The sequence below is a fragment of the Flagellimonas lutaonensis genome, from assembly GCF_000963865.1.
Classification (GTDB): domain Bacteria; phylum Bacteroidota; class Bacteroidia; order Flavobacteriales; family Flavobacteriaceae; genus Flagellimonas_A; species Flagellimonas_A lutaonensis.
Window position 1 is genome coordinate 1,560,652 of the sequence record NZ_CP011071.1, and the last position, 20,774, is coordinate 1,581,425.

General features: G+C 46.6%; 19 protein-coding genes. 7 read left to right on the top strand and 12 right to left on the bottom strand.

All coding sequences use genetic code 11. The features are described from left to right. The first annotated feature begins 133 nt into the window (after positions 1 to 133). The 4 genes from VC82_RS15235 (at position 134) to VC82_RS07250 (ending at position 5,727) form a co-directional block, all read left to right on the top strand. Complete coding sequence (locus VC82_RS15235; protein ID WP_157518013.1) at positions 134 to 2,986, top strand: hybrid sensor histidine kinase/response regulator transcription factor; 2,853 nt, start codon at positions 134 to 136, stop codon at positions 2,984 to 2,986. A 124-nt stretch (positions 2,987 to 3,110) separates the two neighbouring features. After that, positions 3,111 to 3,677, top strand: coding sequence for a porin family protein (locus tag VC82_RS07240; protein WP_052698945.1), 567 nt, complete (start codon positions 3,111 to 3,113; stop codon positions 3,675 to 3,677). A 13-nt stretch (positions 3,678 to 3,690) separates the two neighbouring features. After that, positions 3,691 to 4,971 carry a Kelch repeat-containing protein gene (locus tag VC82_RS15240; protein ID WP_052698946.1) on the top strand — a complete coding sequence of 427 codons (1,281 nt, stop codon included), beginning with the start codon at positions 3,691 to 3,693 and terminating at the stop codon, positions 4,969 to 4,971. A gap of 240 nt (positions 4,972 to 5,211) precedes the next feature. Further along, entirely contained in the window at positions 5,212 to 5,727 is a 516-nt protein-coding gene (locus VC82_RS07250) for a hypothetical protein (protein ID WP_045801786.1), read from the top strand. A gap of 22 nt (positions 5,728 to 5,749) precedes the next feature. Here VC82_RS07250 and hflX read toward each other — a convergent pair whose 3' ends face one another. After that, positions 5,750 to 6,958, bottom strand: a complete 1,209-nt coding sequence (hflX, locus tag VC82_RS07255) for a GTPase HflX (RefSeq protein ID WP_045801787.1) — start codon at positions 6,956 to 6,958, stop codon at positions 5,750 to 5,752. Between the two features lie 83 nt (positions 6,959 to 7,041). Between hflX and VC82_RS07260 the strand changes: the two genes are divergently transcribed. After that, a complete protein-coding gene (locus tag VC82_RS07260; RefSeq protein WP_045801788.1) occupies positions 7,042 to 7,995 on the top strand; it encodes an endonuclease/exonuclease/phosphatase family protein in 954 nt (317 codons plus the stop codon). 155 nt (positions 7,996 to 8,150) lie between these two features. Next, entirely contained in the window at positions 8,151 to 10,349 is a 2,199-nt protein-coding gene (locus tag VC82_RS07265; protein WP_045801789.1) for a S8 family serine peptidase, read from the top strand. On the opposite strand, the gene VC82_RS07270 is transcribed toward VC82_RS07265, so the two are convergent. Both VC82_RS07270 and VC82_RS07275 read right to left on the bottom strand, forming a co-directional pair. Next, positions 10,350 to 10,718, bottom strand: a complete 369-nt coding sequence (locus VC82_RS07270) for a glyoxalase/bleomycin resistance/extradiol dioxygenase family protein (protein WP_045801790.1) — start codon at positions 10,716 to 10,718, stop codon at positions 10,350 to 10,352. Next, positions 10,715 to 11,428 (bottom strand): 3'-5' exonuclease, encoded by a 714-nt coding sequence (locus tag VC82_RS07275; protein WP_045801791.1) that lies wholly within the window; start codon positions 11,426 to 11,428, stop codon positions 10,715 to 10,717. Before VC82_RS07275 ends, VC82_RS07270 begins: the two co-directional genes overlap by 4 nt. An 83-nt stretch (positions 11,429 to 11,511) precedes the next feature. On the opposite strand from VC82_RS07275, the gene VC82_RS07280 reads away from it, so the two are divergent. Next, positions 11,512 to 12,621, top strand: a complete 1,110-nt coding sequence (locus tag VC82_RS07280) for a YncE family protein (RefSeq protein ID WP_157518015.1) — start codon at positions 11,512 to 11,514, stop codon at positions 12,619 to 12,621. On the opposite strand, the gene VC82_RS07285 is transcribed toward VC82_RS07280, so the two are convergent. From VC82_RS07285 to hemE, 9 genes are all read right to left on the bottom strand, one after another. After that, positions 12,618 to 13,091 carry a methylated-DNA--[protein]-cysteine S-methyltransferase gene (locus tag VC82_RS07285; RefSeq protein WP_045801793.1) on the bottom strand — a complete coding sequence of 158 codons (474 nt, stop codon included), beginning with the start codon at positions 13,089 to 13,091 and terminating at the stop codon, positions 12,618 to 12,620. The two genes, VC82_RS07280 and VC82_RS07285, sit on opposite strands and share 4 nt — an antisense overlap. After that, positions 13,091 to 14,215, bottom strand: coding sequence for a CNNM domain-containing protein (locus VC82_RS07290; RefSeq protein ID WP_045801794.1), 1,125 nt, complete (start codon positions 14,213 to 14,215; stop codon positions 13,091 to 13,093). The genes VC82_RS07285 and VC82_RS07290 overlap by 1 nt, the downstream gene beginning before the upstream one ends. A gap of 49 nt (positions 14,216 to 14,264) precedes the next feature. Next, positions 14,265 to 15,578: a serine hydrolase domain-containing protein gene (locus tag VC82_RS07295; RefSeq protein WP_052698948.1), complete on the bottom strand. Its 1,314-nt coding sequence runs from the start codon at positions 15,576 to 15,578 to the stop codon at positions 14,265 to 14,267. 65 nt (positions 15,579 to 15,643) lie between these two features. Next, on the bottom strand, positions 15,644 to 16,633 hold the full coding sequence (hemB, locus tag VC82_RS07300) for a porphobilinogen synthase (RefSeq protein ID WP_045801795.1): 990 nt from the start codon (positions 16,631 to 16,633) through the stop codon (positions 15,644 to 15,646). A gap of 28 nt (positions 16,634 to 16,661) precedes the next feature. After that, complete coding sequence (locus VC82_RS07305) at positions 16,662 to 17,450, bottom strand: PhzF family phenazine biosynthesis protein (protein ID WP_045801796.1); 789 nt, start codon at positions 17,448 to 17,450, stop codon at positions 16,662 to 16,664. A gap of 20 nt (positions 17,451 to 17,470) precedes the next feature. Further along, a complete protein-coding gene (locus VC82_RS07310) occupies positions 17,471 to 18,388 on the bottom strand; it encodes a polysaccharide deacetylase family protein (RefSeq protein ID WP_245616009.1) in 918 nt (305 codons plus the stop codon). After that, on the bottom strand, positions 18,336 to 19,238 hold the full coding sequence (gene hemF, locus VC82_RS07315) for an oxygen-dependent coproporphyrinogen oxidase (RefSeq protein WP_045803313.1): 903 nt from the start codon (positions 19,236 to 19,238) through the stop codon (positions 18,336 to 18,338). The genes VC82_RS07310 and hemF overlap by 53 nt, the downstream gene beginning before the upstream one ends. Positions 19,239 to 19,240: 2 nt before the next feature. Continuing rightward, positions 19,241 to 19,729, bottom strand: coding sequence for a DUF6973 domain-containing protein (locus VC82_RS07320; protein WP_052698950.1), 489 nt, complete (start codon positions 19,727 to 19,729; stop codon positions 19,241 to 19,243). After that, the gene (gene hemE / locus VC82_RS07325; protein ID WP_045803315.1) at positions 19,726 to 20,751 is read right to left on the bottom strand and encodes a uroporphyrinogen decarboxylase; all 1,026 of its coding nucleotides are present in this window, start codon (positions 20,749 to 20,751) and stop codon (positions 19,726 to 19,728) included. Before hemE ends, VC82_RS07320 begins: the two co-directional genes overlap by 4 nt. Between the last annotated feature and the right edge of the window lie 23 nt (positions 20,752 to 20,774).

Genomic DNA, 20,774 nt, shown 5'->3' on the forward strand with positions numbered 1-20,774 from the left:
TTGTTGTGGGGCAAACCAACGGTCCGGTTTTATCGATGAATGGTTACCATAAAGCAACATCATAATTATCACCGTGGTAACATTTGGCACAAGACTGTTAGTGGTTGGTACTATTAAAAACTAATATGGTCAATTGAAAATTGAATATCTTGTAGAGTCAATTCTTTTCGTGATCAAGTCGGTAAAAATATTGCTTCTTCTAATCTCGATTTGTACGTATTCCCAATCGAGAATCGACAGCCATTTACAAGAACTAACCACTTTGCCCCAAGACAGCACCAAAATACAAGCATATCTCGATTTGTCTTGGGCTTTTCTGAGGAAGGATTTGGAAGCATCGCTTCGATATGCCGATAGTGCTGAGCAGCTATCGGAAAAGCTAGAATTGCTTTCATTTTTGGCCGAATCGAATAGAGTCAAAAGTTTTGCATTATCTGGTATGGGCAAATACGATGAAGCGGAAACAGGTCTTGACAAAGCTCTTTCATTGTTTTCAAGATTGGACAATCAGAAAATGATAGTCGATACCAAGGTTGAGTTTGGATGGCTCAAGCAAATACAATCACAATATGAAGCGGCTATGGAATATTATATGGAAGCGCTGCCATTGGCCGAAGAACTCCATTATAAAAATAACGAGGCGAGAATCCATAGTTATATGGGGGGCATTTATAAAATTCAAAAACAATATGTAAAAGCAATCGACCATTATCGCACGGCCCTTGGCATTGTTGAAAATCTCAATATAAAACCGGGCATTTCGGCTTGCTTGACCAATATCGCCTCAACTTATAATGAGATGGGTACGTATGACAGTGCACTTGTTTACAACAAAAGGGCTTTGTTTCTAAAAAAAGAACTAGGTGATGACTTAGGTACAGGAAGGGTGCTGAACAATCTTGGGGTGGTCTACAACAATTTAGAATCATTTGATGAGGCTGAAAGAAGTTTTTCCGAGGCTTTTTCATATGCTAAAAAGGTAAACAATCCTAAACTCATCGCCACCGTTCAATATGGAATGGTATCGTCTGTTTTTGGTAAGGGGGAATATCAAAAAAGTATTGAATTGGCAAAAGAATTACTTGGTTCAATTGATTCTTTGGCAGATTTGGATTTGAAGGTAAAAATACATCAGAAAATGGCCAAAGCATATGAGAAGATGGGTGACTATCAAAATGCTTATTTGAATGCCTCAAAGGGCCAAATTTTATCAGATAGTCTGTATAATGAAAGGATACTGAAGGTTACAAATGATTTGGAGGCTAAGTACCAAAATGAACAAAAAACCAAGGAAATCGCTCTTTTGGCATCGGAGAAAGAATTGCAGACCCTGCAACTGAACAAAAGGGAAAACGAACGAAACGCCATCATCGCCCTAGCGGTTTTGGCCTTGCTGATTTCCGGCCTGTTATATAACCAATACCGCATCAAGCAAAAGACCAACAATGAATTGCAGGCACTTGACAAGGCTAAGTCTAACTTTTTCGCCAACATCTCCCACGAGTTTAGAACGCCCTTGACCTTGATCAAGGGCCCCATTGAGCAATTGGAACAAAATCCCGATGAGAAATTGGACAGGGAGGACATTAAGATGATTCGCCGCAATACCAACCGGGTCTTGGGGCTGGTCAACCAACTTTTAGATTTGTCACGGATAGACCAGGGAAGCTTGAAGCTCAAGGCCACAGAGGGCGATATATATAAATGCCTTAGGGCGGCAGCCTCTTCCTTCAACTCGCACGCCGCGCAACGGAACATGGATTTTAGGGTCTCGATTCCCGATGGTATCCTATGGGCGGCCTTTGACCGTGACAAATTGGAAAAGATTGTGTACAATTTATTGAGCAACGCATTTAAGTTCAGCGATGATGGGGAATTGGTAACTTTTGGGGCTAATTATGGAAATGGAGAATTGAACATTCAGGTCTCGGATTCGGGTAGGGGCATCTCCGAAGAAAAACTTCCCTTTATTTTTGATCGGTTTTACCAAGTTGATAGTGGTTCCACAAAAGAACGTGAAGGTTCGGGTATCGGTCTCTCACTTTCAAAAGATCTGGTCGAACTGATGGATGGTACCATCACTGTGTCAAGCGAAGAGGGTAAAGGCACCTATTTTACGGTGCAGATTCCTATCGAAAAAATAGAGACGCGGCAATCAAAGTCGAAAAAAATGACAAAACCCATCGCCAAGGATTTCCCCAAAGCTCAAACGTCGGATCTTGCAAAAGCGGACAAACGAAACCTGCCCAAAGTGCTGTTGGTCGAAGACAATGAAGACATGCGGCAGTTTATTAAAGGGCATCTGCAGAAAGACTACCTGATCCAAGAGGCGGTCAATGGACAGGATGGACTGAAAAAAGCCGTTTCGAATCCACCCGATTTGGTGGTCACCGACCTGATGATGCCCAAAATGGATGGCATAGACCTCTGCAAACAACTGAAAACAAAGGTAGAGACCAGCCATATTCCCATCATCATGCTCACCGCTCGGGCAGGGGTCGAGAACAAGATAGAGGGCCTTGAAACCGGGGCCGATGATTACCTGACCAAACCTTTTGCGGCCAACGAACTACTGGCACGTGCCAAAAACCTTATCCAGCAACGACAAAAACTTCGGGAACTGTTTTCCAAGAGCAAGGCAACCGTGGACCCAAAGGAAATCGCGGTGAATTCCATTGACCAAAAATTTTTGGAACAGGTATTGGAGTTGTTGGAAAAGGAACATTCAGATCCGGCTTTCGGGGTTTCGCAAATGCAGAAAGAACTCGCCATGAGCAAAACCCAGTTGCACAGAAAGCTAAAGGCCCTTACCAACGAGACCCCGGGCGAACTGCTCAGAAACTTCAGGTTGAAGCGTGCCGCGCAGTTACTTTCGCAAAAGGCCGATACGGTGACCCAAATTGCCTACCAAGTGGGCTTCAACAACCTTTCCTATTTCGCCAAGTGCTTTAAGGAGCGCTTTGGGGTTTCCCCCTCTTCGTATTGATTCTGGGTTTTGGCACCCTACTGTTACCATTTGGCACTCCGCTATTAGTGCTGCACGCTTGCTGTTGATAGTTTTGAATTGATTCCAAAGCGTCCCCACATTATTTAACGTAAAGACCATAGTTATGAAAAAATTGATTGTTTTCGCAGTACTGGTTGCCTTTGGTCACACCATGGGCAACGCTCAAGACCTTGCTTTCGGTGCCAAGGCAGGCCTGAACCTTTCCACGCTTCAACCCGAATTGACCGATAGCAGAACAGTCTTCCATTTGGGGGGAGTGGCCGAAATTTCCCTGACGGATGTTTTTTCCGTCCAACCCGAATTGCTCTATTCAGCACACGGTGCCAAAGATCAAAACGACAGTAATAATGACGAGATCTTTAAAATAGATTATCTCACTTTGCCCATTATGGCCAAATATTATGTTTACGATGGTCTAAGTGTCGAAGCAGGCCCGCAAGTAGGTTTTTTGCTTTCTTCAAAACAAGAGGACAATGGCGAAACGGACGACTTGAAAGATGTTACAAAGTCAACGGATATTGGTTTCGCTCTGGGCGTTGGTTACAAACTGGAAAACGGACTGAATTTTGGCCTACGGTATTATTTAGGGTCGGATGTCAATGATATTGATGAGGACACCGAAGAATTCAAGAACAGGGTGTTCCAGATTTCCGTAGGGTACTTTTTTTAGTAAAAATAAGGCTATGAAAAATAAGGCAAAGTCTAGGTGCAATGCACTTGTGGGCATGATATTTTTAACATTGCTGTTATCGTGCAGCAACGACGATGGGGGCAATGAGCCGCCCCAAGCGGAGAACAGCCCGCCCGAGGCCTTTGACCTGATCGGGGTCACCGACAATGCTGTGGGCGTTGACGTTACACCTACCTTCAGCTGGCAAGCGGCCAACGACCCCGATGGCGATTCGGTAAGTTACGATCTGTACCTGGGTACCGAAACTGAGCCAAACACCTTGTTTGCCGAAAATATAAGTAGTACTTCTTTTACGGTACAGAACCGTTTGTCACTGATTACAGAATATCACTGGAAAGTCGTGGCAAAGGACGGTAAAGGCGGTGAATCGGAAAGTGTGGCCAATAGCTTCACCACACGCAATCTAAATATTCCAGATACCCCAGTAACGGCCAATGCTGCTTTTCCAGTAAGGGATGATCATTCCTCTGCAGTTTTCGATAACAAGCTGTGGGTAATTGGCGGAGGTACTTCCATCGACCTAAAAAACGATGTTTGGTACAGTGAGGACGGCATTAATTGGGTTGAGGCCACTTCGGCAGCCGCTTTTGCGAAAAGATGGGTGCATGGTACGGCAGTCTTTGACAACAAGCTCTGGGTCATTGGTGGTCAAGCGGTCAATGGCCTTAAGAACGATGTGTGGTATAGTGAAGATGGAATCAATTGGACCGAAGCCACCCCTGCAGCAGATTTTTCGCCAAGATGGTTCCATACAGTTGAAGTTTTTGATAACAAGCTCTGGGTCATTGGCGGCCATGATGGTGACAAAAAGAACGATGTATGGTTCAGCGAAAATGGAGTTGATTGGACTGAAGCCACCTCAACCGCTGGTTTTTCAAAAAGATGGGTGCACACTAGTGCAGTCTTCGACAACAAATTATGGGTCATTGGAGGAGAAGATGACAATGGAAAAATGAATGATGTCTGGTTCAGCACCGATGGTACAAGTTGGGCCCAAGCCACACTCGAAGCCGGTTTTTCAAAAAGATGGAGGCACGCTACTACGGTTTATGACAACAAGCTCTGGGTCATTGGCGGTGAGGACGATATCAACGGTTTTAAAAATGATATTTGGTCCAGTTATGATGGCAAGAATTGGACAATCGCACCACCTCAACCAGCTTTTCCGGTACGAATTGACCATATTGCTGAGAATTTTGACAACAAGCTGTGGATTATTGCGGGAATTGCAGGAATTGGAACCTCAAAGAATGATGTCTGGGCGATGGACTGATCAGAGAAACAGGATTTTAGTAAGGAATAAACAAAACCTGTTGTGCATTTTGATAGATAAATGTCAAATTATGTCGAAATCTCATTCTTTTCCTCTTGTCAGCCAAAAGGAGGATGGAATAAAGATTTTTTTCATTGTCCCTCCAGGGTCCCGATGGCCATCGAAAGGGGAAAAATGGGAGAAATTCTTTAAAAGAAATATAAAATTCGCAACGTATTAATCAAATAAAAATTTTGAATCATGAAAACAAAAATAATTTACGGCATGTTGGCGATATGCCTACTATGGGCATGCAGTAAAGACAGTAACAGTGAAGATATGACTTCGGGTAGCCCCAGTTTTAAATTTGATATCGTTGGAGAGGGGGGTAACAAAACTCTAAGCGGCGATAACATTGTTTTCAACTCTACCATAACCGATGCAAAAGACATTGATGGCACGACCCCCATTGAAATAAATTCGTTGGCCATTGTGGCACAGGCGCCACAAGGTGATAAGGTGGCTTCGGTCCTTATATCCATCACGGATAGGGATTGGGTGGCTGCAGGAACCCATAACCTGGGTACAGACATCTTGGAAAATTACAATGCTGTAGTGACCTATTGGGATGATACCTCGGGCCCTATTACAGTGATAGCCCATGACGGTTTCATTAAACTGGACACGCGCACCGACTCAAAGGTTTCGGGCTCAATAAACGCTAGTGGAGGAAACACAACTATCACCGGAACTTTTGTGGCTCCTAACAAGAACTAATGTATGCCAACAAACCTTTTTTTTATTCTTCCAAATGTTCAGGGTACAAAAAATTATTGTACGGAAACCGGCTGACATGGATTTCACGAACGGCATCATAGACTTTTTTTCTAAACTCGTCAAGGTTTTCTTTGTTCAGGGCCGAAATAAAAAGCACATCGTCGCCCACCCTGTTGTACCACGTTTTTTGCCATTCTTCCAGGGTAAGGTGCGCTGATGTTTTTTCGGTGGTCAGGTCATCTTCATCGATGGTCTCGGGCCGGTACAGGTCTATCTTGTTGAAGACCATAATGGTCTTTTTGTCGGCACTTCCGATCTCATCGAGAATTTGGTTGACCGATTCGATATGTTCCTCAAAGTTGGGGTGGGAAATATCGACCACATGCAAGAGCATATCCGCTTCACGTACCTCGTCCAACGTACTTTTAAAGCTCTCTACGAGTTGCGTGGGCAGCTTTCTGATAAAACCAACCGTATCGCTGAGCAAAAAGGGCAGGTTGCCGATGACCACTTTTCGAACGGTGGTATCCAGGGTGGCAAAGAGTTTATTCTCGGCAAAGACATCACTTTTGCTGATGACGTTCATCAAGGTCGATTTACCCACGTTGGTGTAACCCACAAGTGCCACGCGGACCAAAGATCCACGGTTGCCCCGTTGGGTCTCCATCTGCTTGTCTATTTTGGCCAGTTTCTTTTTCAGAAGGGCGATACGGTCGCGAACAATACGGCGGTCAGTCTCGATTTCGGTCTCACCGGGGCCGCGCATCCCAATACCACCACGCTGGCGCTCAAGGTGTGTCCACAGTCCCGTAAGGCGCGGCAACAGGTATTCGTACTGGGCCAGTTCAACCTGGGTGCGGGCGTAACTGGTCTGTGCCCTTTGCGCAAAAATATCAAGGATAAGCCCTGTACGGTCCAAGATTTTGCAGCGCAGTATTTTTTCGATGTTGTTCTGTTGGGCCGGGGTAAGCTCGTCGTCAAATATGACGGCACCAACCTCATTTTCTTTCACGAAACGCTGTACCTCTTCCATTTTGCCACTGCCTATAAAGGTTTTCGGATTGGGCACCTCCATGCGCTGAACAAAGCGTTTTACCACTTCGCCACCGGCGGTATAGGTTAAAAACTCGAGCTCATCAAGGTATTCCGCCACCTTTTCTGCGTTTTGTGATTGGTTGATGATACCGATCAGAACGGTCTTCTCAAGGGCTATGTTTCTTTCTTCCAGCATATTCTTTGTTCCGACTGCAAATCTACGAATGACTTCAATGATGGCAAGTTGATTTTTGTATTTTACGACCAGTATTCGTCGATATGTCAAAAAAACCTCCCCATAGCAACCATTGTACGGTAGCCTTTTACAATCTTGAAAACTTCTTTGACGCTGTCAACGACCCAGATACCCTTGATGACGATTTTACCCCAAAAGGCTTTAAGAAATGGACACAACGACGCTTTGAGAAAAAATCCAGAAAACTGGCCAAGGCCATTTCTAGGATTGGGTGGGACGAAACACATCGCCCTCCGGTCATTGTAGGGGTGGCCGAGGTTGAAAACCATCAGGTCATCGAGTGGCTGCTGGGGCAGAAACCCCTTTCTGAATGGGCGTATGGTTTTGTCCACGTTGACTCCCCCGACGAGCGGGGCATTGACACGGCCCTGCTGTACGATAAAGGGCATTTCGAGGTGCTGGAGGCCGAGGCCATACCCTTGTTGATTGATAATGTGAACGGGGAACGCGATCTAACACGCGATATTCTCTACGTTAAAGGACGGTTGCACGGTGAAAAAGTGCATGTTTTTGTAAACCACTGGCCCTCTAGGCGCGACGGGGCAGATGAGACCCAATACAAACGAATTGAGGCCGCCCAGGTTATCATAAACAAAATCATCGATATCGATGACGAAGAGGCCAATTTTATAGTGATGGGCGATTTCAACGATGACCCCAATGCCCCGAGCATCGATCTGATGATGCAGACGGGAAAGTTCATCAACCCGTGGCGCAAGGTGCTATCGCCAATCAGTGGCAGTGCCAATTACAAGGGCAAGTGGAGCCTTTTTGACCAAATCTTGCTCTCGCACAGTTTTTTGAACCATCAGCCGGGCACCCATAGTTTTGTAAAAGCAGCGGTTTTTTCGCCCCGATTGCTGAAAGAATGGAAGGGCCCATACCAGGGCAAACCTTTTAGAACCTTTGTCGGAAGAAAGTATCTGGGAGGGTATAGCGACCACTTTCCCGTATATGTCATTTTTAAGCAGCATTAAGAGACACAGTTGACCACCTTTCACCACAAAAAACTGAAAGTTCACAACAAGAACCCTAAAATAGAAGTGCATTTCATCGAATAAATTAGTGCTTAATCGACGATTTTCAGGATAAAAAATATATTTGTAGTCCAAATCTTACTTAACCTACATCTATGGACTACAAATATACTGTCTCGCGGACCGTACAAATCGTCCTCTTTGCAAGTGTACTTTTCTGCACGGCACAGTTGAGCGCTCAGTCCAAAGATCACAAGAAATTTATTCAATCGGCCAATAAAGCCAAAGAAATTCAGACCCTCGCTTCAAAGATGCGGGCAGATTATGACGCCAAACACATCAGGCTTCAACAATTTGCCAAAGAAAACGGGCTGCCCATGACAGAAAAATTGAGTGATGGTACCGTGGTTTCGTTGCAAGACATTGGTGTCGATGGCACCCCTCTTTTTTATACCACCTTTATGGATCCCACCAGCAAGGTGTCTAGGGCCAATGAGCTGTATGCAGGTGGAAACTTGAACCTGGACCTCGACGGACGCGGTTTGCAAGTAGGTGTTTGGGATGCCGGTATTGCCCTGACCAGCCACCAAGAGTTCGGGGCCAGAGCGATAAAAGGCGATGCCGTCGATGAAGTAAGTGCACATGCCACCATGGTCACAGGCACCCTAATTTCATCAGGGGTCAACAAAAAGGCAAAGGGTGTGGCCTTTGCAGCAGAGGCACTTACACATGACTGGACCCGTGACAAGGTTGAGGTCATTGAGACAGCTGCGCAAGGGATGTTGTTGTCGAACCATTCGTACGGTATAAAATCTGACCGGGTGCCCGATTGGTATTTTGGTTCCTATATCAAGGTTTCACAAGAGTGGGACGAGATTATGTACAACGCCCCCTATTATTTAATGGTAACGGCAGCGGGAAATGCCCAGAACTCTTATGACAACGAGGTGCCTGTTTACGGCAAGGCAAAAGATGGATTTGACCTTTTATTGGGCTTTGCCGTTTCAAAAAATGGCATCACTGTTGCCGGCGCCAATACTAGAATTGATGATAAAGGCGAACTAAAAAGTGCGACGGTTGCCTCCTATAGCAGTTTTGGCCCCGTGGATGATGGGCGCATCAAACCTGATTTGGCCGGGGACGGTACCGCTGTTTTTGCCGCCAGTTCATACGGCAACCAAAGCTATGACAGTTCAACAGGCACCTCAATGGCCACTCCGGGAGTAACCGGTTCACTGTTGTTGTTGCAACAATACCACGAGCAGCTGTACGGCACTTATATGAAGGCCGCCACCTTAAAAGGATTGGCGCTGCACACGGCCGATGATGTGGCCGCTGCCGGTCCTGATTATAAAATGGGTTGGGGGGTATTGAATGTTAAAAAGGCTGCGGAAGTATTGAAGAACAAAGAATATAGCAGTATTGTCAATGAAGCAACATTGACCAATGGCGAGGTCTATACCATAACCGTTAAAGCTGATGGCAACCAACCATTGTTGGCCTCAATATCGTGGACCGACCCTAAGGGTGAATTTGTTAACCGTGGTAATCTGAATGATGCCACCGCTGCCCTTACCAACGATCTTGATATTCGTATCACCAAGGACGGAAAAACCTACTTTCCATGGAAATTGAATCCTGCGAAGGCGGCCGACAAAGCCATAAAAGGTGATAACCTGGTCGACCCTTACGAGCGTATCGACATTGGTGATGCTGCAGGTGAATACACGATAACCGTAACGCACAAAGGCAACCTAGTTAACGGTGCGCAAGATTTTTCATTGATCGTGTCTGGGGCCGAGTTGACCCAATGTAGGGTCGTAGCCCCCAACGGCTTGCAGTTGACCTCGGCGACCGAAGCCGTTGCCAAATTTGGATGGGATGCCGCCGAAGACACCCTCTTCGAAATCCAGTACAAAGAAAAGGGGCAAACGGAATGGGTTACAGGTCACACTTGGGAGAATACTTGGAACATTCCCGATCTTGAAAAGGGCAAGACCTATGAAATGCGACTGCGTGCCGTCTGTACCGAGAACTTGGTTTCAGAATTCAGCGATGTGCTTGAATTTATGTTCAATGGAGAGGCTACCGAGCAGACCTTGGCCTATGAGCCCTTGTCGTACCCTACTGAGCTGAGTATATCGTTATATCCCAACCCTGCGGTGAATGAGTTGACAGTGAACGCAGAATTGTCTTCAGATGCCGAGTTTTCGGTGGTGACCGTATCGGGCAATATCATCAAAAAAGGAAAGATAAACGGGGCCATCAACGTTTCTGACCTTTCCTCAGGGCTATATGTTTTGATGGTGCAAGACCATTCAGGACTCAAAAGCTCGAAATTCTATAAAAACTGATCAAACGTCCTGCACCACAAAAATGGCGTTTTGGTTCAGGTCGTAAAAACCGAATTCATGTGTGCCCCATGCGGTATCCATTCTAAGCTTTTCTTTTTTGATGGTACCCCGTTGAACAAACTCTTGAAACACAGGCCTGATGTCTTCCACAAATATCTTGGCGACCGAGCCACCCAACAAAGGGTCGTCTTCGGTATCAGCATGCCATTGTAAATGCATGTAGAGGTTGTCTCGCCTGAGCCCGGCATACATATGATCACCAAAAATTTTTTCAAAACCGGTGTATTTTTGGTGCCAGGCCACATCACGTTCAATGTCTTGCGAGGGAAGTACCGGAACCATTTCAAGAAACTTGGTGTTGTTGTTCATACCTTTTTGATTTCGCTGTTCGCTAGAAGTGTCTCGCCGCGTAATCGCAAAAACACCTGTGCGGTGGTCACCACATCGAGTTCACAGTAGGTCACAATCCTATCCAAATCTTTTTCGTCATAATAGACCTGCCGCACCATGCTACCGTCCATGTCTTCTTTCGGGGAGGGGATGCCCAGTACGTTGGCGAGTAGTTTCAAAGAGGTGAAATGCTTGTAATCACCAAATTTCCAAAGCTCCATCGTATCCAAATGTGGTACTTCCCATGGTTTTTTCCCGAAAAGATCAAGCTTGTAGGGCAGTTTCATGCCGTTTATCAACATTCTTCTGGCGATGTACGGAAAATCAAATTCCTTTCCGTTATGAGCGCATAAAAGGTGTTTGGCCTGGCCAAAGTGTTCGATGAGCAAATTTTTAAACGACTTTAAGATATCTGTTTCGGCTCCGTGGTACGAGGTCACCCGAAAACTTCTGTCATCGCCATCGAAGGCGAAAAACCCAACGGAAATACAGACAATCTTACCAAACTCTGCCCAGATGCCCGCCCGCTCGTAAAACTCCTCTGCTGTAATTTCATCTTTGCGCTGGTACTGGGTCTTGTGTTCCCAGAGCATTTGTTTTTCGGGCTCGAGCTGGGCGTAATTTTCTTCTTGCGGCACGGTCTCGATATCCAAGAACAGAATGTTTTCCAAGTTCAATTTGTACAGCATGTGTGAAAAATACTAATTTGGATTGAAACCCACTGCATACAAAAATTAAATTGTATCTTGTTTACTTTCAAAAGGCTATGAATTTGAAAAGACTGTTTTGGGCTGTTTTGGCTTTGGGTGCCATAAGCTGTTCCACTGACGATGCCGACGATCCAAAAGAGGAGGTCAAGGTAACGGCAAAAGCTGATTTTGTCGTTATCGGTGAAGATTTGGACAGGGTTTTTCAGTACAGCTACGAAGGTGCCGTTGACAATGGCCAGTTGGTCGATTTAACAAACCAACTTGGAGTGCTGCCCAATTATTTGACCCTACGGCAGGTAAACGAACTGCTTTCTTTTTATTCTTTTGGTGGCGGTGCTTTTTCGCTTGCACAAATAGACCTGGCCACGGGGGCAAGGGCCAATTTTGATGACTTTTATGCCAATGGTCCCGGGCGCTCGGTGGTATGGGGCGCCAACAATCTGAGCAATGTTTTCTTCGCCTACTTGGGCCCCTCGGGAACCCGAAACTTGGCCATTCAAAGTGTAAACCTGCAAGACTTCACTACAGAGGACCTTACAGTTGATTTTGATATTGATACCGCCTTTCAGCCCCTTTTTTTTGGGGAGAGAATTTTCATCACCTATCGGGATGGCCGAGGCGATTATAAATTGACTGCTTACGATACCGAATCAAAGACCTTGGGCACTTATTTAAACTTTGGCGATGTGCCCATCAGCATTCTCATTGATGATATGGGTGATTTGGTGGTGGTCAAAAATGGGGTGGATGCCTCTATTGAGGTATATGATGTCAATACAATGTCGTTGGTTCGCTCTGCCCAGCTCGATTTTAATTCAGGTTTTTCGCCAGGCCCTGTTGAGGGGGCTGTTCTTTCTGGTGATAGGCTGTATTATGCACTACCGTTTGTGCAACCTGCGCGGTATCCTGCTGGCCCTGCCATATTTGATTTTGTGACCCAAGAAAATTTTGTGGCCGACCTCACCGGCATCGCTACCGAGATTGAGCAAGAATTGGGAACTACGGTTCTTATCACCGCCCAGAGCTATGACCCACAGCAAGAGGTTTTTCTGGTGGGCTACGGCACCACCTCCGATGAAGTGTTGGGGGGGGTCATGCAAATCGCTACCGATGGCCAGTTGGTGGCCAATATCACCTTTCCTTTTTTTCCTACCTATTTCGTAAAGAACTAAAACAACGACTGCTGCTTTACGGGGCTTTCATGTTGCAATAGCCATTTTTTGCGGTGCAGCCCCCCGGCATAGCCGGTGAGGTCGCCATTGCTTCCGATGACCCGGTGGCAGGGCACCACGATCCACAATGGGTTTTGCCCATTGGCAGCGGCCACGGCCCTAATGGCCTTTACATCGCCCAATCGTTTGGAGAGGTCCAAATAAGAAATGGTTTTTCCGTAGGGTATTTGCAATAGTGCGTTCCATACTTTTTTTTGAAAATTGGTGCCCTCTGGATTGAGCTTTAGGTCGAATTGCTTCCGGGTACCCTCAAAATACTCTTTCAGCTGGTATACGGCATCTTCCAACACTTCGGGTAGTATATGGTGATCGGTTTTTTCTTCATCGAACACGGTAATCGAGGCCACCCCGTTTTTGTCCCCTTTTATTTCAGCAGTGCCGATGGGAGTTTTGACATAGGCGGTTTCCATTAGTCCTCATCCGGTATTTGTTCTTGAATAATGCCCAAACGCTTGGCACGCTCTTCCCAATTTTTTCGTGCCAGTAGTTGCAGGTCGGCTACATTGTCGCTTTCGTCCATGATTTCTAGGCCCAACAAGGTTTCTATGACGTCTTCCATGGTAACCAGCCCGCTTACCGAACCGTACTCATCGACCACAAGGGCAATGTGCTCCCTTTTGGCGACAAAGGTTTCGAACAACTGTGGAATCGGGGTGTCTCGGCTTGTGGCCAAAATATCGCGCTTTATTGTCGATAGGGGTGCCGTACCTTTTTCATTGATGATGGTCTCGAGCACTTGGTCTTTCAGCACAAAGCCGGTAATGTTGTCAACACGGTCTTTGTAGACGGGTATCCTAGAGAACCGCAGCTGTGGGTTGGCCTGAAAAAAATCTTTGATGGTCATGTCCTCCGAAGCGATTTTCAAAACCGTTCTAGGGGTCATGATGTCTTTGGCCTTGATTTCATCAAAGCGCAACAGGTTTTTGATGACTTTGGATTCTGATTCGAGCACGGCCCCTTCTTCGTGGGCAATGTCGGCCATGGCAGTGAAGTCTTCACGGCTCAACACGCTACCGTGAACGTTTTTCTTTCCTATCAGTTTTGTGAACAACTGCAAGATCCATAGGAGTCCGGTCCATTTTAGGATAAACACCATTACCTTGAGCGCCTTTGCCGTGAAATTGGCCAATTGCTTCCAAAAGGTGGCGCCTATGGTTTTGGGAATGATTTCTGAGGCGACCAAGATCAAAATGGTCATGACCGTTGAAACGGCCCCTACCATGATATCTTCGGTGAACTCAATGCCCCACACCACGCGTTGCTCGCTGTCAAAGGCATCTGCATAGGCCGTTTTGGCCTGGACCCCGACCAGAATGGCCCCCACCGTGTGGGCAACGGTATTCAGGGTAAGAATGGCTATCAATGGTTTGTCAACGTCTTTCTTGAGGTTTTCAAGCTCAAAGGCATAGGCCTTTCCCTCAGCTTTTTTAACATTGATAAAAGTAGGGGTGATACTGAGCAGCACTGCCTCTAAAATAGAGCAGAGAAACGAGAAAAATATAGAAATAAGCGCGTAAAAAAGTAGCAGTCCCATACGTATAGCTTAGGGCGAAGATATTAATAAATCAGCAACCAACGCGTGTTCATTTACCCTCAATTTTAGCCTTATAGAACACCTGGTGCAGGGCGGTTCTGATGTTGAGGTCGTACAATTGGCGGCGCTCCCTTGTTGGGTAGACCCTGTTCGACAGAAAAACAAATACCAGTTGTTCTTCGGGATCTGCCCAAACGAATGTGCCCGTAAAGCCTGAATGTCCGAAACTTTCAGGGCTTGCTGCCGGGGCGGGATAAGCGTCTTTCAAGGCAAGGGTATCGTTGCCCAGTAGCGGTTTGTCAAAACCAAGGCCCCGTCGGTTTTCGTTTTCGGCGTATTGCACCCTCGTAAATTCTTTGACCGTCTTTTCTGACAGGTATCGCTGCCCGTTCAACGCCCCATAATTTTGATACATGAGCATCAGTTTTGCAAGGTCGTGGGCAGAACCGAACAGCCCTGCATTGCCCGAAACCCCACCCAACAGGGCGGCGTTTTCGTCATGCACCCACCCTTGGGTCAGGGTATGGCGAAAAAGGGTGTCGATTTCGGTAGGAACAATGGCATTCGGTAGTTTTTTTTGCTTCGGATTGAAACAGAGCGTCTTGGTACCCATAGGACCGTAAAAATGCTTTTCAAGATAGGTTTCGTAGCCTTCACCTGTGAGTTGTTCGATCAATTTGGGAAAAATGAGAAACGGAAGGCCTGAATAACGGTATTTCTTCTCTTCGGATACTTTTGAGCGATCGATCATACGCTGTACCTTTCGCCCTAAGCGATTTTTGACAAACAGCCCCTCATACGCCTGTTTCTGAAACCTTTTGTTCGGTTGTTGGCGCACAAAACGTTTTTTCAATTGGCCGTTTTTCTTTCTGACCTTGTTGAGAAATACAATATAAGGTTGTAAGCCCGCTTGATGGGCTAGAATTTCGCGCAGGGTCAGATCTCGTTTGTCTTTTCGCTTTTGCCAAGGCTTCCAATAGGTAGAAAAAGGAACATCCAAATTCAGTTTTCCTTCATCGACCAATTTCATCAGGGCAGGGAGCGGGGCCGTGATCTTGGTGACCGAGGCAAGGTCGTAGACATCATTTGGCGAAACCGCTTGAGCACTATCGTAGGTATGAAATCCGTAGGCTTTGTGAAAGATGATTCGGCCGTTTTTGGCGGCCAATACCTGTGCCCCGGGGAACGCACCCTCTTTTATACCATTCGTTATAATTGAATCGGCCTGCGAATGGATGTAGACCGAATCGAGCCCCACTTCAGATGGATGCGCATAGGGCAGGGAATCGTTTTGTTGGGGGTGCAAGGCCCATACAAAGTGCAGTGTAATTGTTAAAAGGATTTTATTGCGGAATGTTTTCATTTTGTAGGGATGAATATGACACCTCCCGTTTCGCCAAAGGCGAAAGACCCTCCTCAAGGAGGGAATCAGCCCAATAACCGAACAGCGTCTTTCGCAAAATAAGTTGCGATGATGTCGGCACCGGCCCGTTTGATGGCCAAAAGCTGTTCCATCATCACCGCATCATGGTCTAGCCAGCCTTTTTCGGCCGCTGCCTTCAGCATGGCATATTCGCCCGAAACCTGATAGACGGCCACGGGCACCTCGACCTCGTTGCGTACCTCCCTGACAATGTCGAGATAGCAAAGCCCGGGTTTGACCATGACAATATCGGCACCCTCGTCGATATCCATCTGGGTTTCCTTGATGGCCTCGAAGCGGTTGGCTGGGTCCATTTGATAGGTTTTCTTGTCTTTGGGCACATTCTTGATATCCACGGGGGCTGAATCCAAGGCATCGCGAAAGGGGCCATAAAACGCACTGGCATACTTGGCCGAGTAGCTCATGATGCCCGTATGGGTATGGCCTTCATCTTCAAGGGCCTCACGAATGGTCTGTATGCGGCCGTCCATCATATCACTGGGCGCCACAAAATCGGCCCCTGCCGCTGCGTGCGAAATGCTCATTTCGGCCAAGATTTCACTGGTCTCGTCGTTCAAGATTTCTCCGTCTGCCACAATCCCGTCGTGTCCATAAGATGAATAGGGGTCCAACGCCACATCGGTCATGACCAGCATATCCGGACACGCATTTTTCACGGTTTTGATGGCGCGTTGCATGAGTCCGCCCACGTTGATGGCCTCCGAACCTTTGTTGTCCTTTAAATCATCGGGTACTTTTACAAAAAGCAGCACCGCGCAAAGACCCATGCCCCAAAGTTCTTTCACTTCTTTCTCAAGGGAATCAAGACTGAGGCGGTAGTAGTTGGGCATGGAGGGAATCTCTTCTTTCACCCCTTTTCCTTCTACCACAAAAAGCGGTACCAAGAAATCGTCGGGTGTCAAAACCGTTTCACGAACCAATCTTCTGATGGCTTCGTTTGTTCTAAGTCTTCTGTTTCGAATTAATGGGTACATATTTGAAATAATAGATGAATGATTTTGGCTACAAGGTAATTCGACCGGTCATATAAGATACTGCCCTACCTGATATTTTTACCCTTTCGCCCAAATATTCGCAGATTAGATTGCCGCCTCTCTTCGAAAGCTGTTTGGCCGTCATCTGGGTCTTGCCCAGCACATTTGCCCAATAGGGGGCCAATGAGGTGTGCGCAGAACCTGTGACCGGATCTTCGGGAATACCGCATTGTGGTGCAAAAAAGCGGGAAACAAAATCAGCATGTCTTCCTTGGGCCGAAACAATGACGCCACGACAGTCTAGCTGGTCGAGCAAATGGAAATTGGGCCGTATGGCCTCTATTTCTTCCTGTGAGTTATATATGAGCAAATAATCGGTCTTGCCCTTTAAGGTTTTGAACGGGGTCAGCCCGATGGCCTTGAACAGTTCTGGTTTTCCTTGGATCTTGGCAAGGTCATCCGAAGGGAAATCCATGGTCATCCAACCTTCCAATCCCTTCTCAACCAACAGCTTACCGCTTCTATGAGAATAAAACCGAATGGTTTTTTCTGTATAGCCATGATAGTTGAAAAGCACAAAGGCAGCGGCCAAAGTGGCGTGGCCGCAAAGGTCTACTTCCGTTTCGGGGGTGAACCACCGCAATTCAAAGATGTCGTTTTTCTGAACGATAAAGGCCGTTTCGGCCAAGTTGTTCTCTTGGGCGATTTGTTGCATCAAATCGGCCTTGAGCCACTCATCGAGTATACAGACCGCAGCGGGGTTGCCCCCAAAAACATGGTCGGTGAAGGCATCGATTTGGTAGAGGGTCAACTTCATGTCGTAAAACTACGTATTAATTAAACCCGATTTTGCACTTGTTGTATTTTGCTGATTTCTTTCCACGAGACCAAACGAACGTTATTTTCAACGAGCGTTGCCCTTAGTTCTTCACTTGTAAGGGTTTCATAGTCCATCTGGCGCCATTTTGAGCCAAAATTGGGGTGGTTCACGGTAATTGCCTTCATCTCGGCATTGTCGGGGGCAGGGTGCACCAAAAGAACATTCAGACCTATTGGTAAATTTTCAATGGCATCTAAATAAAAGGTCTTGAGATGGCCTTTCTTAAAGTGTTCAAAGGTGGCCAAATGTGCATGTTCCACAACAAAATCGTTCTGTTTTAGCACCTTGTCGGGTTGAAGCCCCACATCTTTGAGCAACTTTTTGTTGATAAAGACCGGAAGGCCATACTGCTTGCCCAATTCTCTATAAATTTCGAAGAATTCAGGGTTGGCACCAACACTGTACATATGTGAGTCGATATGGCTGGGCCGTAAGCCGAACTCCAAGGCCATTTCTAGCTGGGCATTAAGCTCTTTGCGCACCTCATCAGGTTTTGCGTGTTCTTTCAACTCTTGCCTGGTCTTGTAGAAATGGCCGTTTTCATCGACAAGGCTTGCAACCTCTTCAGATGGCGATACGGGGCCAAATCGATGCCCATGCCATTCGCAGGTCAGTGTCAGATGGATACCATGATCGTAAGTGGGATTTTCTTTGGCAAACAGCGCTATTTCTTGGAAACCCCGGCAGGGCACCATGATGCTATACGAGCTTACCAAGCCCTTTTTCAGGCATTCAATGGTAGCCCGGTTTTCAGATTCTGAAAGCCCCGCATCGTCTGCGTGTATCATCAACAGCTTTTCCATATTGGTTTCTTTCAGCGGTTCAGACCCATTCTCTGGGGTGTTGCAAAACCTTGACAAGTTTTTCCTCTTCACTTCCCTTTTCGGGTTGGTGGTCGTACCGCCATTGCACATGGGGTGGCAGGCTCATCAAAATGCTTTCAATGCGACCGTTGGTGCGCAGCCCGAACAGCGTACCCTTGTCGTGCACCAAGTTGAACTCAACATACCGGCCACGACGTATCTCTTGCCAATCACGGTGCTTTTGGCCATATGGGGCGCCCTTTCTTTTTAGAACAATCGGTATATATGCATCCAAAAAACTGTCGCCCACTTCTGTCACAAAGTTGTACCAGGCTTCCATATCCATATTATCGTTTGCCTTGCAGTAGTCGAAGAACAGTCCGCCCACGCCCCTTGCCTCGTTGCGATGGGCATTCCAAAAATACTCGTCGCAGCGCTTTTTGTATTGTGGGTAAAAGGCGGTATGGTGCTTGTCGCATGCTATCTTGCAGATGGAGTGGAAGTGTTGGGCATCTTCTTCAAAAAGGTAGTAGGGAGTTAGGTCTTGCCCCCCACCAAACCATTGGTCTACAATGTTGCCTTGCTTGTCGTACATTTCAAAATAGCGCCAATTGGCGTGTACGGTGGGCACGAACGGATTTTTGGGATGGATGACCAAACTCAATCCGCAGGCATAGAAATCGGCATTTTCAACCCCAAAATATTGCTGCATGCTTTGTGGAAGGTCTCCGTGGACGACCGATATGTTTACCCCGCCTTTTTCAAAGACGTTCCCGTTTTCAATAACTCGGGTACGGCCACCGCCGCCTTCGGGCCTATGCCATAGGTCTTGTTTGAATGTTGCCTTGCCATCAACTTCTTCAAGTTTTGAGGTGATGGTATCCTGCAGGTTTTGGATATACTCGTAGAAACGGTCTTTGATTGTCATTTTGATATATGTACCATTTGGTTTTTGAATTGTTCCAAATCGTCACCCTCTTTGATAAAGTTGGATTCATTTGTCATTTTTTGTAATAGTACTACCATTTCCGGCACCTCTTGATCGATATGGTCAATAAAAAGCTGTCTGCCGACCGCGTTGTTGTGATAATCCATTTTTCTCGCCAATTCACGGTTCGTAAAGGCGCGTTCGTGCCAGTCGGTAATGTCCTTGGTCCATTTCAACACTTTTCGATTATTTTTAGACCATTTAGTACATTTTTTGGCAATCAGATAGTTCCACAGCGCATGGCGAAAGGCATTGGCCGGACCGTTCTGGTGGTGCAGATTTCCGAAATAATGATCCGATACTGACATGGTTTCTTTTGTTGCCGCGATAGTCGGCCAAATAAACCATGGGTTTTTCAAAGACAATATGGCCAACTTCCACAGGTCATGAAAACGTACCTTTTTCAGTATGCTCAGCACCTTCATGGGGCATACTGCTTCGCGGCATCTATAAAGGCCTTTGCGTTTTCTACCGGTACATTGGGCAAAATACCGTGCCCTAAGTTGACGATATATCGGTCTTTGCCAAATTCATCGATCATTTGGCGCACCATTTTTTTGATGTCTTCGGGTGGGGACAACAGCCTGGCCGGGTCAAAGTTGCCTTGCAAGGTTATTTTGCCGCCCGTTAAATACCGGGCGTTTTGTGCCGTGCAGGTCCAATCCACGCCAATGGCCGAGGCCCCCGATTTGGCCATTTCATGAAGGGCGAACCAACACCCTTTGCCGAATACGATGACAGGCGCCCGATCTTTAAGGGCATCGACAATCTGTTGGATGTACCGCCAAGAAAATGTCTGGTAATCTGTCGGCGATAGCATGCCCCCCCACGAATCAAAAATCTGCACTGCATCGCAGCCTGCACTTACTTTTTCTTTCAGGTAGGCAATGGTGATGTCGGTGATCTTCTGCAACAGTTCATGTGCCGCTTTGGGCTGGGTAAAACAGAACCCCTTGGCCATGTCAAAACTTTTGCTGCCCTGCCCTTGCACGCAATAGCAAAGTATTGTCCAGGGTGAGCCGGCAAAACCGATAAGCGGAATTTCATCATTGAGCTTTTCTTTGGTCATTTTAATGGCATCCATCACATAACCGAGGGAGTCGCCAATGTTGGGAACAACAACACGATCTACATCTTCCGCCTTGCGAATCGGATTGGGCAAATAAGGCCCAAAATTGGGCTTCATCTGCACCTCGATGTCCATTGCTTGCGGGATTACCAGAATATCGCTGAAGAGAATGGCGGCGTCCATGCCAAATCTGCGAATGGGTTGAACGGTTATTTCAGAGGCCAGTTCGGGTGTACGGCAACGGGTGAAGAAATCATATTTCTCACGTATTTCCATGAATTCAGGAAGATAGCGACCCGCTTGGCGCATCATCCAAACAGGAGGCCTGTCCACTGTTTCGCCTTTTAAAGCTCTCAGAAAAAGGTCGTTTTTGATCATATTTTCATTTTTAATTGTCCTGT

Coding starts and splice junctions, on each gene's coding strand:
- VC82_RS07265 (WP_045801789.1), top strand. CDS start 8,151: ATGGACTACAAATATACTGTCTCGCGGACCGTACAAATCGTCCTCTTT.
- VC82_RS07240 (WP_052698945.1), top strand. CDS start 3,111: ATGAAAAAATTGATTGTTTTCGCAGTACTGGTTGCCTTTGGTCACACC.
- VC82_RS07260 (WP_045801788.1), top strand. CDS start 7,042: ATGTCAAAAAAACCTCCCCATAGCAACCATTGTACGGTAGCCTTTTAC.
- hflX (WP_045801787.1), bottom strand. CDS start 6,958: ATGCTGGAAGAAAGAAACATAGCCCTTGAGAAGACCGTTCTGATCGGT.
- VC82_RS07305 (WP_045801796.1), bottom strand. CDS start 17,450: ATGAAGTTGACCCTCTACCAAATCGATGCCTTCACCGACCATGTTTTT.
- VC82_RS07270 (WP_045801790.1), bottom strand. CDS start 10,718: ATGAACAACAACACCAAGTTTCTTGAAATGGTTCCGGTACTTCCCTCG.
- VC82_RS07290 (WP_045801794.1), bottom strand. CDS start 14,215: ATGGGACTGCTACTTTTTTACGCGCTTATTTCTATATTTTTCTCGTTT.
- VC82_RS15240 (WP_052698946.1), top strand. CDS start 3,691: ATGAAAAATAAGGCAAAGTCTAGGTGCAATGCACTTGTGGGCATGATA.
- VC82_RS07295 (WP_052698948.1), bottom strand. CDS start 15,578: ATGAAAACATTCCGCAATAAAATCCTTTTAACAATTACACTGCACTTT.
- VC82_RS07285 (WP_045801793.1), bottom strand. CDS start 13,091: ATGGAAACCGCCTATGTCAAAACTCCCATCGGCACTGCTGAAATAAAA.
- VC82_RS07320 (WP_052698950.1), bottom strand. CDS start 19,729: ATGAAGGTGCTGAGCATACTGAAAAAGGTACGTTTTCATGACCTGTGG.
- hemE (WP_045803315.1), bottom strand. CDS start 20,751: ATGATCAAAAACGACCTTTTTCTGAGAGCTTTAAAAGGCGAAACAGTG.
- VC82_RS07275 (WP_045801791.1), bottom strand. CDS start 11,428: ATGCTGTACAAATTGAACTTGGAAAACATTCTGTTCTTGGATATCGAG.
- hemB (WP_045801795.1), bottom strand. CDS start 16,633: ATGTACCCATTAATTCGAAACAGAAGACTTAGAACAAACGAAGCCATC.
- VC82_RS07250 (WP_045801786.1), top strand. CDS start 5,212: ATGAAAACAAAAATAATTTACGGCATGTTGGCGATATGCCTACTATGG.